The sequence below is a fragment of the Luteococcus sp. genome (assembly GCF_043424415.1).
Classification (GTDB): Bacteria; Actinomycetota; Actinomycetes; order Propionibacteriales; family Propionibacteriaceae; genus Luteococcus.
In genome coordinates, this window is sequence record NZ_JBHWOO010000050.1 from 1 (window position 1) to 15,100 (window position 15,100).

The window sequence follows — 15,100 nt, forward strand, 5'->3', positions numbered from 1 at the left end:
CTGGGCATCGCCGCAGCGTGTAGAGCTGGCTACGTCAGTTGCTCTGGTCGCCGACGATGTCGTTGGCCTTGCCCTTGACCTCGTCAACCTTCTGGTCGACCTTGTCCTTGGCCTGCTCGACCTTCTGGCCGGCCTTGCCGTCGAACTCCTGGGCAGCGCCCTCGGTCTGCAGACGCTCGTTGTCGGTGGCATCCCCGGCGGCCTGCTTGGCCTTTCCGGCGATCTGGTCCTTGGCGTTCTCGAGCTTGTCACCGATACCCATGGAATCCTCCTTCTTGCGTCCCTCCAGACGCTCCGGCGTGCGTTTGACTCAACGCTATCCCGCAACCGCCTGCCCAGGAAGGACTTCCGCGGCCGGCGAAATCCGTCACCTGATGCCTCACCGCACCAGGGGTGCCGCAGAACGGGCCAGGCGGCGCTGCTCGCGAAGGCGGCGCAGGCGCCGCACGAGCAGCGGCTGGTGGGCCAGCGCGGCCGGGTGGTCGAGCAGCTGGTTGAGCACCTGGGTGTAGCGCGGCAGGGACATGTCGAAGCGGTCGCGCACCTCCTGCTCACGTTGTGCCTGACCGAGCCGGGAGGCGTCCTGCTCGAAGTCGAGGATGGCCTGCTGCCACTCCTCCAGGGGCTCGTCGGGCAGGGCAATGGGCTGGGACATGGGCTCGATCCTAGGCGCCGCCACCGACAACCGCAGTCAGCGGCGACCAGCAGCCACCATCCTGAGGAAGGACCAAGCAGAGCCCTTGGCAGCTCGGCGCGAAGGACCCCCCACCTGTCAGACTGGGACGCGCAGCATCCCGACCCTCCTCCCACCCGAAGGATCCGCACCCATGCAACCGATGGCTGGAACCATCCAGAACTACGTCTGGGGATCAACCACCGCGATCGCCGAGATCCTGGGTCACGAGCAGACCGGTGAACCCCAGGCCGAGTACTGGCTCGGGGCACATCGCAGCGCTCCGTCGGTCGTCGCCGGACAGCGACTGGACACCTTGGTGGCCGAGCATCCCGAAGTGGTCGGCCAGGCCAGTGTCGAGCGTTTCGGGCCGGTGCTGCCCTACCTGTTGAAGATCCTCGCGGCGAACCAGCCCCTCTCGCTGCAGGCACATCCCTCGCGGGAACAGGCCGAGACCGGTTTCGCCCGGGAGAATGCCGCGGGCGTGGAACTCACCGATCCGACGCGCACCTACAAGGACGACTGGCCCAAGCCGGAGCTGATGCTCGCCCTGACCCCCTTCGACGCCCTGTGCGGCTTCCGCGAGCCGCTGCGCACCGCGGAGCTCTTCGAGCAGCTCGGCATCGCCCAGCTCGACCAGATGGTCGCTCCCCTGCGCCTGCGCCGGGGGGCGGCGGGGCTGGCCGAGGTCTTCCTCGACGCCCTGGGCCGTGACGAGGCGCACCAGGGCCTGGTGGACGAGACTGTCGCCCGCTGCCTGGTGCATGCCAACGAGGAGGGCGAGTTCGGCGACTTCTGCCGCACCGCGGTGATGCTCGACGAGTTCTACCCCGGAGACAGCTCGATCCTTGCCGCCCTGATGATGAACCGCTTCACGATGCAGCCCGGCGACGGCATCTACCTGCCCGCCGGCAACATGCACGCCTACCTCAAGGGCACCGGCATCGAGATCATGGCCAATTCCGACAATGTGCTGCGGGGCGGCCTGACCACCAAGCACATCGACGTCGACGAGCTGGTGGCCGTGGTGGACTTCGACGCTGCCCCGGTGGAGCTGGTGCACGGTGTGCAGGAGGCACCCGGCCTTCTCCACTACCCGACGCCCGCGCCGGAGTTCTCGCTGTGGCTGGTGGAGCCGTCCGATGGTGTCGAGGTGGAGCTGCCGGCCACCGCTGCGGGCCGTGTGCTGCTGGTGGTCGACGGGGAGGTCCGCGACGCCGCAGGCACGCGTCTGGGCAAGGGAGAGTCCGCCTTCATCACCGCCGGGGAGGCCGTCACGTTGTCCGGTTCCGGTACCTGCTTCCTGGCCGCCCCAGGGCTCTGAGGAGGAGGCGGCGGCCCCGCGGCTTGTCCTGACCGGCCGCCCGACGGCACAATTGAGCGGTCGGCCTTGGCCGGCACGCCTCCGTAGCTCAGTGGGTAGAGCGCCTCTCTTGTAAAGAGGATGTCGCGGGTTCGACTCCTGTCGGGGGCTCCACACACGATCACCGGCTCCATGCGGCGCGTGACAGGATGGACGGGTGACTGATCCCACCACCTCATCCCAGCCCTCCCCTGCCGGCGTCGAGCCGGGCACCTGGGAGCGCATCGTGGCCCAGAACCCCGAGCACCCGCGCAACTATGCCGAACGCTTCCGCCGGATGGCCGCCGAGGGCGCCGACCTGCTGGGCGAGGCCCGCTTCGTGGACACGATGGCCCCGCGCGGGGCCCGCATCCTGGATGCCGGCTGCGGTCCGGGCCGGCACGCCAGCTGGCTCGCCCAGCGCGGCCATGACGTGGTGGGTGTGGACCTGGACCCGACCCTGATCGAGATCGCGGGCCAGGAGGCCCCCGGGCCGCGCTATGTGGTGCAGGACCTGACGCTGCTCGACCTGCCCGCCCAGGGCATCAGCGAGCCCTTCGACGTGATCCTGTGCGCCGGCAATGCGATCGCATTCCCGGCCCCGTCCAGCCGTCCGCGGATCCTGGCCAACCTGGCCCGCCACCTGGCCCCCGAGGGGCGGTGCGTGATCGGCTTCGGTGCCGGCCGCGGCTACGAGTTCTCCGACTTCCTCGACCAGGCGGCCGCGGGCGGGCTGGAGCTGCAGCTGGGCCTGTCCACCTGGGACCTGAAGCCCTTCCGTGAGGACTCGGACTTCCTGGTGGCCGTCTTCGGCAGGGCACGGTGATGGGGTCGGCCCTGGAGGTGGTGCGCGCAGACATCACCTCGCTGCAGGTGGACGCGGTGGTCAATGCCGCCAACTCCGGCCTGCTGGGCGGGGGTGGCGTCGACGGCGCGATCCACCGCGCCGGCGGGCCCGAGGTGCTGGCGGCCTGCCGCGAGCTGCGACGCACGAGCCTGGTCGGCGGCCTGCCCGCCGGCCAGGCGGTGTCCACCACGGCGGGACGAATGCCGGCCCGGTGGGTGGTGCACACCGTCGGGCCCGTCTTCAGCAGCCGCGAGGACCGCTCGGACACGCTGGCCTCCTGCTACCGGGAATCGCTGCGGATTGCCGACGAGCTCGGTGCGCGCAGCATCGCCTTCCCCACCATCTCGGCCGGCGTCTACGGCTGGCCGATGGACGATGCGACGCGGATCGCGGTCCACACGGTGCGTGCCACGTCGACGCGGGTGGAGCGGGTGCTCCTGGTGGCCTTCAACGAGCAGGCGGAGCGGGGCTACCGGGTGGCGCTGACCGGCTGAGGCTCAGCGGGCCTTCTTGGACTGCGACCAGAAGGTGGAGCCGAAGATGAAGACGACCAGGGCGATGGCGACGTAGTTGGCGTACTTGGCGTACTCCTTGAGCAGGACGACGGCGGGCTCGCCGACGCTCCACCCGAACCAGAAGTAACCGAGCAGCCAGCAGGTGCTGGCGAGGAAGTCGAGCGCCATGAACTTCTTCCAGCTCATGCCGGTGGAGCCGGCCAGGACGAAGATCACCTGCATCAGCGGCAGCGGGATCGGCACATAGGCGACGAACATGCCCAGCCAGCCGAGCTTGGTCGCCCATCCCTCGGCGCGCGCATAGTTCTTGGCGGCCCGCTTCGACTGGCCGGCCCAGACCTCGATCATGCCGCGGCCCCAGAGCTTGCCGGCCCACCAGAAGACCCAGTCGAACTTGATGCTCATCAGCGATCCGAGCGCCAGGTGGAACCACCAGTGGGGCGCGAGTCCCTGGCTGGCCAGGGCGCCCATCGCCGCAGTGCCGGAGCGTGACCCGGTCAGGGCGACGAGCAGGGGCGGGTTGAGCCCGAGCAGCCATCCGCGCAGCGGCAGCATCGCCAGTCCGAAGAGCCCCATGAAGGCGATCCAGGCCATGCACGCCTTGTCGGCGCGGCCGGGTTCGTGCTTCCACGGCAGGCCCTCGTTGTCCCACCAGGCCTTCTCGTCGTCGGCGGTGGCCATCGTCACGGGCGCTGCACCCACGGCGGGCTCATCGGTGGCGTCCGGCGCGGGGCGCGCCTGCCAGGGGTCGGGGCTGCTGGTCACCGCGCCAGCGTACCCGGCCCCTGGCCGTCGGCAGCCTCAGCCGGCCTCGGCCCGCGCCTTCTCGAAGGCGGCAACGGCTGCCTCCAGGTCCTCGCGGGTGAGGGTGGCCGACATCTGCGTGCGGATGCGCGCCTTGCCCTTGGGCACCACCGGGTAGCTGAAGGCCCGCACATAGATGCCCTCGGCCAGGATGATGTCGGCCATGGCGGCGGCCTTGACCGCGTCACCGATCATGACCGGCACGATCGCGTGGTCGCTCTCGGGGATCTCGAAGCCGCGACGGGTCATCTCCTCGCGGAACCAGCGGGTGTTCTCGTTGAGCTGCTCGCGCAGGCTGTCCGACTGCTCCAGCAGCTCGATGGTGGCCAGCGTCGCACCCGCGATGGAGGGGGCCAGCGAATTGCTGAACAGGTAGGGCCGGCTCTTCTGGCGCAGCATCTCGACCACCTCGGAGCGGGCGCAGGTGTAGCCGCCGGAGGCCCCACCCAGGGCCTTGCCGAGGGTGCCGGTGATGATGTCCACACGGTCCTGGACCCCGAACTTCTCCGGGGTGCCGGCGCCGTGCGTGCCGACGAAGCCCACGGCGTGGGAGTCGTCGACCATCACCAGCGCGTCGTACTTGTCGGCCAGGTCACAGATCTCGTCCAGCGGCGCCAGGTAGCCGTCCATGGAGAAGACGCCGTCGGTGGCGATCACGCGGCGCCGGCAGTCCTGCGAGGCCTTGAGCTGCTCCTCCAGGTCGGCCATGTCACGGTTGCGGTAGCGCAGGCGACGGGCCTTGCTCAGTCGCACGCCGTCGATGATCGAGGCGTGGTTGAGCTCGTCGGAGATGATCGCGTCCTGCTCGCCGAAGAGGACCTCGAAGAGGCCGCCGTTGGCGTCGAAGCAGGAGGAGTAGAGGATCGTGTCCCATTCCCCCTCGCCCTGGGAGCTCTCGGGCGCGGGGGGATCGAAGGGGGGTCGTCCCCCCTCGCCCTGGGTGACAGGATGCAGGAAGCCGGTGATCTTGCTCTCCAGCTCGGTGTGCAGGTCCTGCGTGCCGCAGATGAAGCGCACGCTGGCCATGCCGAAGCCCCAGCGGTCCAGCGTGTCCTTGGCGGCCTGGATCAGCGAGGGGTTGTCGGCCAGCCCCAGGTAGTTGTTGGCGCACAGGTTGACGACCCGTCGTCCCTGCACGTCGATGTGGGCGCTCTGGGCGCTCGACAGCGGCACCTCCACCTTGTAGAGGCCCTGTTCCTTCAGCTCGGCCAGTTCGGCGGCCAGCTCGGTGGTGATCGTCCTGCTCACGGCTCAGCTCCAGTCCATCACGACCTTGCCACCGCGGCCATTGCCCGCGATGGTGAAGGCCTCTCGGTATTCGGTGTAGGGCAGGCGGTCGGTGATCACACCGGAGATGTCCAGCCCGGATTCCAGCAGCACGGTCATGGCATACCAGGTCTCGAAGATCTGGCGGCCGGTGACGCCCTGCAGGGTCAGCATGTTGAAGATGATCTTGCTGAAGTCGATCTCGGTGGGTCGCGCAGGCGTGCCCAGCAGCGCGATGCGACCCCCGTGGGTCATGTTGTCGATCATGTCGGACAGGGCCCGCCCCGAGCCCGACATCTCCAGGCCGATGTCGAAGCCCTCGCGCATCTTCGCGCTGTCGAAGATCGACGACAGCGGCGTCTGGGCGGGGTTGACGGCGTGGACCAGCCCCAGCGAACGCGCCAGCTCCAGACGCTCCTCCGACAGGTCGCTGATCACCACGTGCCGGGCCCCGGAGAACTGCGCCACCAGCGCGGCCATGATCCCGATCGGGCCGGCACCGCTGACCAGCACGTCCTCGCCCAGGGCCGGGAACTGCAGTGCGGTGTGCACGGCATTGCCGAAGGGGTCGAAGATCGCCGCGACATCGGGGTCGACGTCGACGCGGTGCTCCCACACATTGCCGGCCGGCATGGCGAAGTACTCACTGAAACAACCGGGCACCATGTAGCCGATGCCCTGGGTGTTTCGGCACAGGTGCCGCTTGCCTGCCAGGCAGGCGCGGCAGCGGCCGCACACATAGTGGCCCTCGCCGCTGACGAACATGCCGACCTTGAGGTCCTCGACGGCGCTGCCGAGCTCGACGATCTCGCCGCAGAACTCGTGGCCGATCGTCAAGGGGGTGGGCACGACCCGCTGTGCCCACGGGTCCCAGTGGTCGATGTGCAGGTCCGTGCCACAGATCCCGGTGCGCAGCACCTTGATCAGCACCTCATTGGGCCCGATCGTGGGCTCCGGCACGTCGACGAGCTCGAGCCCGGGCTCGGGACTGACCTTCACCAGTGCCTTCATCACTTCTCCTCACGCCATCGTGGGACCGCAGGACATTCGGTCGTGCCCACGATGCTAACCAAGTCCTTCGCCTGCGCGCGGGTGGGGCGCAAGGAACGGGGGGCGCCGTGGTCAGAGCGTGGTGAAGCGGTGCGTGGTGCGCGGCTCGGCCATCAGGTGGCTGACCGCCTCGCGCCAGGCCAGGAAGTGCGCTTGGGTCTTGTGCGACTCGACGTCCTCGAGGCTGCGGTAGTGCTCCACGAGGCAGAAGCGGGTGGGATCGGCGAGGTCCTGGACGAGTTCGAAGTGTTCCACGCCGGGCTCCTGGCGACTGGCCTCGGCATTGCGCTGGCTTGCGGCGATGAACTCGTCGACTCCTTCGGGAGTGGTGTGGACAAGGCAGTGGGTGATGATCATGTGGCCCCTGTCTGGGTGGTGGTGTGGACCCATCATCGCACCGGCCACAGCGGCTCTTCAGCCCAGAATCGGGGACCACTCTTCACCTGCTGTTCATCATGTGCAACCCTTGGAGACGTGGACGGCAATGGCGTCCACGATTTTTCCACTACGGATCGTCGGGCACGTACCTGCCCGTGGAGAGGAAGTGTGGCAATGGCCACCGTCAGTTTCAGGGACGCTTCGCGCGTCTACCCGGGCGCCGACCGCCCCGCCGTCAACAAGCTCAACCTCGAGATCGGCGACGGCGAGTTCATGGTGCTCGTCGGCCCCTCCGGCTGTGGCAAGTCCACCAGCCTGCGCATGCTCGCCGGACTCGAAGAGGTCAATGCCGGCAGCATCCACATCGGTGACCGCGATGTCACCGACCTGCCGCCCAAGGACCGCGACATCGCGATGGTCTTCCAGAACTACGCGCTGTACCCGCACATGACGGTCGCGGACAACATGGGCTTCGCCCTCAAGATGCAGAACGTCCCCAAGGAGGAGCGCAACCAGCGCGTCCTGGAGGCCGCCAAGCTGCTCGGCCTGGAGGACTTCCTGGCCCGCAAGCCGAAGGCCCTCTCGGGTGGCCAGCGCCAGCGCGTGGCCATGGGCCGCGCGATCGTGCGCAACCCGCAGGTCTTCCTGATGGACGAGCCGCTGTCGAACCTGGATGCGAAGCTGCGCGTGCAGACCCGCACCCAGATCGCGGCCCTGCAGAGCCGCCTGGGCGTCACCACCGTCTACGTGACCCACGACCAGGTCGAGGCCATGACGATGGGTGACCGCGTCGCCGTCATGAAGGACGGCGTGCTGCAGCAGGTCGACACCCCGCTGGCCCTCTACGACACCCCCGCCAACCTCTTCGTCGCCGGCTTCATCGGTTCGCCGGCCATGAACCTGACCACCGGTCGCGTCGTCGACGGTGGCGTGCAGGTGGGCGACTACGTGGTGCCCGTGGCCCGTGAGACCCTCGCCAAGGCCCCGAACGAGCAGACGCTGACCATCGGCATCCGCCCGGAGAACTTCACCATCGCCCCCGACAACAACGGAATCCCCGTCGAGGTCGCAGTGGTGGAGGAGCTCGGCGCCGACGGCTACATCTACGGCGTGCTGGCCGACCTGCCCGACGACGAGAAGCTGACCGCCAGCCAGATCGTGGCCCGCATCAGCGGTCGCGTGCAGCCCCAGCGCGGCAGCACGGTCCGCCTGGCCGTCTCGCCCGAGAACGTGCACGTGTTCAGCAACGAGACGCAGGAGCGCCTCTCGCCCGGGACCAACAGCGCCCGCTGATCCCGCCGCAGCACCCCTTGCGGACCCCGCCACCTGTCCGGTGGCGGGGTCCGTCACGTCTCACGAATTCACTGCCGGAACAGGCACTCTGGCTGGACTCCTAGGCTGGAGTGACACCCTGACCCCCACCCAGGAGACCATCGTGAGCCAGCAAGACCACAGCCTCGGCCGCACAACCCGTGGGCTTCGCACCGGGCTGGGACGAGACAGCTCGCACCGGGCGGTGGTCCCTCCGGTGCACCTGTCGACCAACTATGTCTTCGACGGTCTCGACGGGCGCGGCGACTACGACTACTCGCGCAGCGGCAACCCGACCCGCGACCTGCTGGCCGAGGCGCTGACCACTCTGGAGGGTGGCGCCGGCGCCGTGGTGACCAACAGCGGCATGGCGGCGGTCACCCTGGTGGTCAACACCGTCGTCGGGGGTGGCGGCCGGGTCGTGGCACCCCATGACTGCTACGGCGGCACCTGGCGCCAGCTGGTGTGGCTGGCGGACAAGGGCGTCCTGGAGGTGGACTTCGTCGACCTCACCGAGCCCGAGAGCGCCCGGCAGGCACTGTCGCGCCCCGCCGACCTGGTGCTGGTGGAGACCCCCTCCAATCCGCTGCTGCGCCTCACCGACATCGCACTCGTGGCGGAGCTGGGCCATGCCGCCGGGGCGGTGGTGGCCGTCGACAACACCTTCTGCTCCCCTGCCCTGCAGCTGCCGCTCGACCTGGGTGCCGACCTGGTGCTGCACTCCACGACGAAATTCCTCAACGGCCACTCCGACGTGGTGGGCGGTGCGGTGATTGCGCGCAGCCCGGAGCACGCAGAGCAGCTGCGCGGCTGGGGCAACTGCCTGGGACTGACCGCCGGCGCCCTGGACTCCTACCTGGTGCTGCGCGGCCTTCGCACCCTGGATGCCCGGATCAGGGTGCACGAGGAGAACACCCGCGCCATGGTGGAAGTGCTCACCAGCCACCCGGCGGTCTCGGCCGTGCACCATCCGTCGCTGCCGTCACATCCCGGGCACGAGCTGGCCCGTCGCCAGCAGTACGGCGGCTTCGGTTCGCTGCTCAGCTTCGAGCTGCACGGAGGACTCGCGGCCGTCAAGCGCTTCAGCGACGGCCTGCAGCTGCTGCTGCTGGCCGAGAGCCTGGGCGGGGTGGAGACGCTGGTCTGTCATCCGGCCACCATGACCCATGCCTCGATGCCGCCCGAGGTGCAGCAGGCAGCCGGGCTGAGCGAGTCACTGTTGCGGCTGAGCATCGGGATCGAGGGCGCCGACGACCTGGTGGCCGACCTGCGGGCAGCACTCGACCGCGCCCACGCTGCCTGACTCACGCCCACTGCCCCGGATTGTCAGCACGGATGGCACCATGGTGGAGTGCCCCGATTCCTGTCCGCCAAACCTGACGCCCGGCTGATCCCCCTGCCATGGTCGACCCCCCTCGCCAGCTGGCCGGCCGAACAACTCGTCGCGCTCCCCCGCGGCATCTCGCGCCACGTCGTGCGCTTCATCCGCGTCGACGACCAGGTCTATGCCGCCAAGGAGGTCATCGAGCACCTGGCCATCCACGAGTACCGGATGCTTCACGACCTGATGCGCCTGGGCACTCCCTCGGTGGAGCCGCTGGGCGTGGTGACCGGCCGCGTCTCCGAGAACGGGACCCCGCTGGACCCGGTGCTGATCACACGCCACCTGCAGTTCTCGCTGCCCTACCGCTCCCTGTTCAGCTCCGGCGTGCGCCAGGACACCGTGATGCGCCTGATCGATGCGCTCGTGGTCCTGCTCGCCCGGCTGCACCTGCTGGGCTTCCTGTGGGGCGACGTCTCGCTGTCCAATGTGCTCTTTCGTCGCGACGCCGGCGAGTTCGCCGCCTATCTGGTGGATGCCGAGACCGGTGAGCTGCACGACAAGCTGACCAATGGCCAGCGCGAGCACGACCTGCAGATCGCGCGCACGAACCTGTTCGGCGAGTTCTGCGACCTGGAGGCCGGCGGCCTGCTCGACGAGTCACTCGACCCGCTGAGCCTGGTGGACAACATCGAGAACCGCTACCGCGAGCTGTGGACCGAACTGACCGGCGTCGAGGAGTTCGGTGGCAATGAGCTGCACCGCATCGAGTCGCGGGTGCGGCGCCTCAACGCCCTGGGCTTCGACGTCGCCGAACTGGACATCGTCACCTCGCCCAGCGGCGACACCGTGAGGATCCAGCCCAAGGTGGTCGATGCCGGGCACCACTCGCGGCGCCTGCTGCGCCTGACCGGGCTGGACACCGAGGAGAACCAGGCACGCCGCCTGCTCAACGACCTGGACACCTACCGGGCCCGCACGAACCAGCAACACGTCGACGAGGCCCAGGTCGCCCACCAGTGGCTCACCCAGTGCTTCGAACCCGCCGTCACCACGATCCCGCCGGAGCTGGCGGGCAAGCGCGACCCGGCCCAGTTCTTCCATGAGGTGCTCGACTACCGCTGGTATGCCAGCCAGCGCAGTGGCTACGAGGTCTCCATCACCGACGCCGCGCACGGCTACATCAATGACATCCTGCGCAACCTGCCCGACGAGGCGCTGGCCGGCGACTCGACCGAATCCGGCCAGCGGGTGCTGGCCAATCCTTTCGACCCCTCGCAGGGATATGCCGACGACAACGACGAGGCCCCCTATGACCCGTGGGAGGAGGGGATCGAGGACGATGAAGAACCGCCGCTCAACGGCTTCGACATCTTCGCCCTGCGGGCCAAGGCCAGGGCGGGGCTCGACGAGGCCTGAGGGGCCACGAACTGCATCAGCGGCCGCGCGGGTGGGGGTCGACTAGACTGCGGGGGTGAACTTTCGCCTCTACGACAGCGCCTCGCGCCAGCTGACCGACTTCGTGCCCCTCGTGCCGGGCAAGGTGTCGATCTACCACTGCGGCCTGACCGTGCAGAGTTCCCCGCACCTGGGCCACATCCGCAAGGAGGTCGTCTTCGACGTCCTGCGTCGCTGGCTGGCCTTCAGCGGCTACGAGGTGACGATCGTCGCCAATGTGACCGACATCGACGACAAGATTCTGGCCAAGAGCGCCGAGGCCGGCGTCGAGTGGTGGGCCCACGCCTACCACTACGAGAACGAGTTGCACGCCGCCTACCGTTCGCTGGGCTGCCTGCCACCCACCTACGAGCCGCGCGCCACCGGGCACATCCCCGAAATGGTGGAGCTGATCGCCGAGCTCATCGAGAAGGGCCACGCCTACCCGGCCCCCGATGAGTCGGGTGATGTCTACTTCGATGTCAAGAGCTGGCCCGCCTACGGCAGCCTCAGCCACCAGAAGGCCGACGACATGGCCGCGGCCGAGGACTCGGACCCGCGCGGCAAGCGCGACCCGCGCGACTTCGCCCTCTGGAAGGGTTGGAAGCAGGGCGAGCCGACCACCGCGTCGTGGCCCTCCCCGTGGGGCCGGGGCCGCCCCGGCTGGCACATCGAGTGCTCCGCCATGGCCGGCAAGTACCTGGGCGATGCCTTCGACATCCACGGTGGCGGGCTGGACCTGCGCTTCCCGCACCACGAGAACGAGCTGGCCCAGTCCACTGCGGCCGGGCGCCCCTTCGCCAAGTACTGGATGCACAATGCCTGGGTCACCATGGCCGGCGAGAAGATGAGCAAGTCGCTGGGCAACACCGCGCAGGTCACCGAGGTGACCAGGCAGTACAACCCACGCGCCGTGCGCTTCTTCCTGCTGGCACCGCACTACCGCAGCATGATCGAGTTCTCGCCTGCCGACGAGGACTCGCGCGGCTCGCTGGTGGAGGCCGAGAAGGCGATCGAACGGATCGACTCCTTCCTGGAGCGCGCCGAGCCCTTCCAGACCGGGGGCCACGAGGATGCCGACCCGATGGCCCTCATCGGCGCCGACTTCGTCGCCGCGATGGACGAGGACCTGGGCACCCCGAAGGCCGTCGCGATCCTCTTCGACCGGATCACCCAGGGCAACAAGGCCATCGCGGCCCAGGACGCCGCTGCCGTGGGCGAACACCTGCGCGCGGTGCGAATGATGCTGCAGGTCTTCGGACTGGCGCCGGATGCCCCCGAGTGGGCACACCTGGCCACCGAGGGCGGCTCCAACCTGGAGCCCGTCGTCGACTCCCTGGTGCAGAACCTGCTGGCACAGCGTGCCGAGGCCCGCGCCACCAAGGACTGGGCGACGGCCGACGCGATCCGCGACACCCTGGCCGCAACCGGCCTCAAGATCACTGACACCCCTGAGGGTGCCCGTTGGGAACTGGAGAACTGATGGCAGGCAATTCGTCACGCCGAGGCGCGACCACGAAGGGCAAGGGCAAGACCGTCGGTTCGGGCGGGCGGGTCCGCAAGGGCCTGCAGGGCCGCGGCCCGACGCCGAAGGCCGAGGACCGTCCCTACCACAAGGCCTACAAGGGCAATGTGAAGCCGGGCACCACCAAGGAGCAGCTGGCCCGTCGCCAAGGCGGACGCAGCGCCTCGGGCAAACCGGCCGGCAAGGTCGGTGCCGAGTGGGTGGTGGGCCGCAACCCGGTCTTCGAGGCCCTGCAGGCCGGGATGCCGGTCAAGAGCCTCTACGTCGCCGAAGGCGCCGAGCGCGACTCGCGTCTGGCCGACGTGCTGAAGCTGGCCGCCGAGAACTCGCTTCCGCTGCTGCAGATCACCCGCAATGAGTTGGACCGGCTCACCGGCGGGGCCGTCCACCAGGGCCTGGCGCTGCAGCTGCCCAGCTACGAGTACGCCCACCCCGACGACCTGATGGCCGACTCGCTGGACGGCGAGACCGCCCCGCTGGTCGTCTTCTGCGACGGCATCACCGACCCGCACAACCTCGGCGCGATCATCCGCTCGGCGGCCGCCTTCGGTGCCGACGGCGTGCTGATCCCCGAGCGTCGCAGTGCGTCGATGACGGCGGTGGCGTGGAAGAGCTCGGCCGGTGCGGCTGCCCGCATCCCGGTGGCCATGGCCACCAACCTGAACCGCGCGATCGACTCCTACTCCAAGGCCGGCTTCACCATTGTGGGCCTGGCCGGTGAGGGTGACGTCGAGATCGGCGGAATCCCCGGCGTCGACGGCCCCCTGGTGGTGGTCGTCGGGTCCGAAGGCGACGGGCTGGCGCGCCTGACCCGCGACAAGTGCGACCACCTGGTGAGCATCCCGATCGCCTCGGCCGTCGAGAGCCTCAATGCCTCGGTCGCCACCTCGATCGCGCTCTACGAGATCAGCCGCTGCCGCTGAGGTCGGGGGCGGGCGCTGCGGGACTTGCCGTCGCAGCAGCCCCGCTCGGGTTCTCTGGCCCCGCTCGGGTTGCACGGTAGTTGTCAAGCTGCTTTGGACAGGTTGATGCCGGTGGGTGCTGGTGGTGGGGGTGCTTGTGGGGGTCGTCGGTAGCGTTCGGGGTGGGCTTGGTAGTTGCGGTCGAGCAGGGCCTGGCGGCGGGCTTGGATGGTGTCGGTGGTGCCGGTGAACACGTGGTGCGGGGTGTGGCGGTTCAGCCCGGCGTGGCGGTGGTGGTGGGCATATCCGTGGAGGTAGTCAGTCACCCAGGTTCGGGCGTGGTCGATGCTGTCGAAGTGCTGGGGCATGGCCAGGTCGTATTTCAGGGTCTTGAACAGGGCTTCGCTGAACGGGTTGTCGTTCGACACGTGGGGACGACTGAACGACTGTGTGATGGCGCCACCGAGCAGGTTGGCCAGGTCGTGGGACCGCATCTGCGAGCCGTTGTCCGAGTGCAGGGTGTGGGGAACTCCGTGGGTGTCGAACGCTTCCCGGAACATGTCCACGGCATGGCTACGGGAGGCATCACATTCGACGCGGAACCCGATCGGGTAGCGGGAGAACACGTCCAGCACGAGGAACAGCTGGAATTTGCGCCGTCCCGGTCCTGGCAACTCACTGATGTCCCAGGACCACAACTCGTGGACCCGACTGGCGGCGGCGACGGGTTTCGCCCGGCCAGATCCACGCCCCCGGCTGGTGGAATGCCTACCACGGCGTCGGTCGCCGACCAGACCGGCCCGGCGGGCGATCCGGTAGAACGTCGATTGTGAACACGACACCTGCTGCTCGTCGAAGGCCTGCCAGTAGGCCTGGCACACCGACAGGTGCTCGGTCCCCTCGGCGGTGAGCACGTCGAGGACCTTCTGATGCTCGGCCGGGCTCAACGCTGCCGGCTGGGCACTGTCGAGGCGGCGGCGTCGCAGCCGCGACACGGCAGGGTCGGGGGCGGGCTGGTTGCGGCGGTGGTAGAACGTGGAGCGTGCAAGGCCCAGCACTTGGCATGCCCTGACCACCGACCAGCCAGCAGCGGTCAAGGAGTTGGCGGCAGTGGTCAGGAGATCTTGTACTGCTTGAGCCAGTCCTGGTACTCCTGCAGGCTCATCAACGCGGTCGGCACGTCCTGGGCTGGGGTCGGGCTCTTGAGGGTGTCCTCCAAGAGCTCGTGCGCTTTTCCCATGATCGTCATCACCGCTTCCGCGGACTCCACCTGTCGACGCAGCCGCTGGTTCTCCTGCTCCAGCGCCAGGAGTCGGGCCCGGTCCTTGTTGGTCATCTCACACCTCGCCAGTTCGGTTCCAGGCCCCAGCCTGTCATCCCGTTCGGCCTGCAACCAGCGTCGCACCGTCCCATCAGCCAACCGCCACTGACGCATCAAACGTGTCCGCTCGCCCCGCAGCGACGCCGCCTCATGCCACAACCGCAGGAACTCCCGCTTCTCCTCATTGGTCCACCGCCGCTGACCCGTCGCTGAACGTCCAGGCATCCTGCCCCTCCTCGTATCGGAACTGTCCAACACGATGCTGACAATCAACGTGCAACCCGAGCGAGCGCAAGGAACCCACGCGGGAACGCGGACGGGCTCGTCCAGAGGCCCGGGAACCCGAGCGCGAATCTGGGGTCCAGGATCCGCTCGGGCTGCTCAGGCGGGGGTGACCGTCACCGGACC

Annotated in this window: 16 protein-coding genes and 1 tRNA gene; 9 read left to right on the top strand and 8 right to left on the bottom strand. The window is 68.7% G+C overall.

All coding sequences use genetic code 11. From position 1 onward, the window contains the following. Positions 1 to 34: 34 nt before the first annotated feature. On the bottom strand, positions 35 to 262 hold the full coding sequence (locus ACHFFZ_RS02670; RefSeq protein ID WP_394275118.1) for a CsbD family protein: 228 nt from the start codon (positions 260 to 262) through the stop codon (positions 35 to 37). A gap of 117 nt (positions 263 to 379) precedes the next feature. Further along, positions 380 to 655: a DUF3263 domain-containing protein gene (locus ACHFFZ_RS02675; protein WP_394275119.1), complete on the bottom strand. Its 276-nt coding sequence runs from the start codon at positions 653 to 655 to the stop codon at positions 380 to 382. Between the two features lie 172 nt (positions 656 to 827). Between ACHFFZ_RS02675 and manA the strand changes: the two genes are divergently transcribed. The 4 genes from manA (at position 828) to ACHFFZ_RS02695 (ending at position 3,356) form a co-directional block, all read left to right on the top strand. Next, on the top strand, positions 828 to 1,997 hold the full coding sequence (manA, locus tag ACHFFZ_RS02680) for a mannose-6-phosphate isomerase, class I (RefSeq protein WP_394275120.1): 1,170 nt from the start codon (positions 828 to 830) through the stop codon (positions 1,995 to 1,997). Positions 1,998 to 2,074: 77 nt separating this feature from the next. After that, positions 2,075 to 2,150, top strand: a tRNA-Thr gene (locus tag ACHFFZ_RS02685). Positions 2,151 to 2,193: 43 nt separating this feature from the next. Then, positions 2,194 to 2,841, top strand: a complete 648-nt coding sequence (locus tag ACHFFZ_RS02690; RefSeq protein ID WP_394275121.1) for a class I SAM-dependent methyltransferase — start codon at positions 2,194 to 2,196, stop codon at positions 2,839 to 2,841. Further along, positions 2,841 to 3,356, top strand: a complete 516-nt coding sequence (locus ACHFFZ_RS02695) for an O-acetyl-ADP-ribose deacetylase (RefSeq protein WP_394275122.1) — start codon at positions 2,841 to 2,843, stop codon at positions 3,354 to 3,356. Before ACHFFZ_RS02690 ends, ACHFFZ_RS02695 begins: the two co-directional genes overlap by 1 nt. Positions 3,357 to 3,359: 3 nt before the next feature. Here ACHFFZ_RS02695 and ACHFFZ_RS02700 read toward each other — a convergent pair whose 3' ends face one another. The 4 genes from ACHFFZ_RS02700 to ACHFFZ_RS02715 form a co-directional block, all read right to left on the bottom strand. Then, complete coding sequence (locus ACHFFZ_RS02700; RefSeq protein WP_394275131.1) at positions 3,360 to 4,058, bottom strand: DedA family protein; 699 nt, start codon at positions 4,056 to 4,058, stop codon at positions 3,360 to 3,362. Positions 4,059 to 4,178: 120 nt separating this feature from the next. Further along, positions 4,179 to 5,417 (bottom strand): glycine C-acetyltransferase, encoded by a 1,239-nt coding sequence (locus ACHFFZ_RS02705; RefSeq protein ID WP_394275132.1) that lies wholly within the window; start codon positions 5,415 to 5,417, stop codon positions 4,179 to 4,181. Positions 5,418 to 5,432: 15 nt separating this feature from the next. Beyond that, positions 5,433 to 6,458 (bottom strand): L-threonine 3-dehydrogenase, encoded by a 1,026-nt coding sequence (gene tdh, locus ACHFFZ_RS02710; protein ID WP_394275123.1) that lies wholly within the window; start codon positions 6,456 to 6,458, stop codon positions 5,433 to 5,435. 111 nt (positions 6,459 to 6,569) lie between these two features. Beyond that, complete coding sequence (locus ACHFFZ_RS02715) at positions 6,570 to 6,854, bottom strand: putative quinol monooxygenase (RefSeq protein ID WP_394275124.1); 285 nt, start codon at positions 6,852 to 6,854, stop codon at positions 6,570 to 6,572. A gap of 195 nt (positions 6,855 to 7,049) precedes the next feature. On the opposite strand from ACHFFZ_RS02715, the gene ACHFFZ_RS02720 reads away from it, so the two are divergent. The 5 genes from ACHFFZ_RS02720 (at position 7,050) to rlmB (ending at position 13,392) form a co-directional block, all read left to right on the top strand. Further along, complete coding sequence (locus ACHFFZ_RS02720; RefSeq protein ID WP_394275125.1) at positions 7,050 to 8,168, top strand: ABC transporter ATP-binding protein; 1,119 nt, start codon at positions 7,050 to 7,052, stop codon at positions 8,166 to 8,168. A gap of 142 nt (positions 8,169 to 8,310) precedes the next feature. Further along, positions 8,311 to 9,489: a cystathionine gamma-synthase gene (gene metB / locus ACHFFZ_RS02725; RefSeq protein WP_394275126.1), complete on the top strand. Its 1,179-nt coding sequence runs from the start codon at positions 8,311 to 8,313 to the stop codon at positions 9,487 to 9,489. A gap of 48 nt (positions 9,490 to 9,537) precedes the next feature. Next, a complete protein-coding gene (locus tag ACHFFZ_RS02730; RefSeq protein ID WP_394275127.1) occupies positions 9,538 to 10,926 on the top strand; it encodes a DUF4032 domain-containing protein in 1,389 nt (462 codons plus the stop codon). 124 nt (positions 10,927 to 11,050) lie between these two features. Further along, complete coding sequence (cysS, locus tag ACHFFZ_RS02735; RefSeq protein ID WP_394275133.1) at positions 11,051 to 12,427, top strand: cysteine--tRNA ligase; 1,377 nt, start codon at positions 11,051 to 11,053, stop codon at positions 12,425 to 12,427. Next, entirely contained in the window at positions 12,427 to 13,392 is a 966-nt protein-coding gene (gene rlmB, locus ACHFFZ_RS02740; RefSeq protein WP_394275128.1) for a 23S rRNA (guanosine(2251)-2'-O)-methyltransferase RlmB, read from the top strand. The genes cysS and rlmB overlap by 1 nt, the downstream gene beginning before the upstream one ends. A gap of 83 nt (positions 13,393 to 13,475) precedes the next feature. On the opposite strand, the gene ACHFFZ_RS02745 is transcribed toward rlmB, so the two are convergent. Together ACHFFZ_RS02745 and ACHFFZ_RS02750 are read right to left on the bottom strand one after the other, a co-directional pair. Continuing rightward, positions 13,476 to 14,447 carry an IS3 family transposase gene (locus ACHFFZ_RS02745; protein ID WP_394275129.1) on the bottom strand — a complete coding sequence of 324 codons (972 nt, stop codon included), beginning with the start codon at positions 14,445 to 14,447 and terminating at the stop codon, positions 13,476 to 13,478. A 38-nt stretch (positions 14,448 to 14,485) separates the two neighbouring features. Then, the gene (locus ACHFFZ_RS02750; RefSeq protein WP_394275130.1) at positions 14,486 to 14,707 is read right to left on the bottom strand and encodes a hypothetical protein; all 222 of its coding nucleotides are present in this window, start codon (positions 14,705 to 14,707) and stop codon (positions 14,486 to 14,488) included. Between the last annotated feature and the right edge of the window lie 393 nt (positions 14,708 to 15,100).

What these genes read in the sequence shown, in the direction of transcription:
- rlmB (WP_394275128.1), top strand. Translation starts at nt 12,427, where the DNA reads ATGGCAGGCAATTCGTCACGCCGAGGCGCGACCACGAAGGGCAAGGGC.
- ACHFFZ_RS02750 (WP_394275130.1), bottom strand. Translation starts at nt 14,707, where the DNA reads ATGACCAACAAGGACCGGGCCCGACTCCTGGCGCTGGAGCAGGAGAAC.
- ACHFFZ_RS02675 (WP_394275119.1), bottom strand. Translation starts at nt 655, where the DNA reads ATGTCCCAGCCCATTGCCCTGCCCGACGAGCCCCTGGAGGAGTGGCAG.
- manA (WP_394275120.1), top strand. Translation starts at nt 828, where the DNA reads ATGCAACCGATGGCTGGAACCATCCAGAACTACGTCTGGGGATCAACC.
- ACHFFZ_RS02695 (WP_394275122.1), top strand. Translation starts at nt 2,841, where the DNA reads ATGGGGTCGGCCCTGGAGGTGGTGCGCGCAGACATCACCTCGCTGCAG.
- ACHFFZ_RS02715 (WP_394275124.1), bottom strand. Translation starts at nt 6,854, where the DNA reads ATGATCATCACCCACTGCCTTGTCCACACCACTCCCGAAGGAGTCGAC.
- tdh (WP_394275123.1), bottom strand. Translation starts at nt 6,458, where the DNA reads ATGAAGGCACTGGTGAAGGTCAGTCCCGAGCCCGGGCTCGAGCTCGTC.
- ACHFFZ_RS02700 (WP_394275131.1), bottom strand. Translation starts at nt 4,058, where the DNA reads ATGGCCACCGCCGACGACGAGAAGGCCTGGTGGGACAACGAGGGCCTG.
- ACHFFZ_RS02670 (WP_394275118.1), bottom strand. Translation starts at nt 262, where the DNA reads ATGGGTATCGGTGACAAGCTCGAGAACGCCAAGGACCAGATCGCCGGA.
- ACHFFZ_RS02720 (WP_394275125.1), top strand. Translation starts at nt 7,050, where the DNA reads ATGGCCACCGTCAGTTTCAGGGACGCTTCGCGCGTCTACCCGGGCGCC.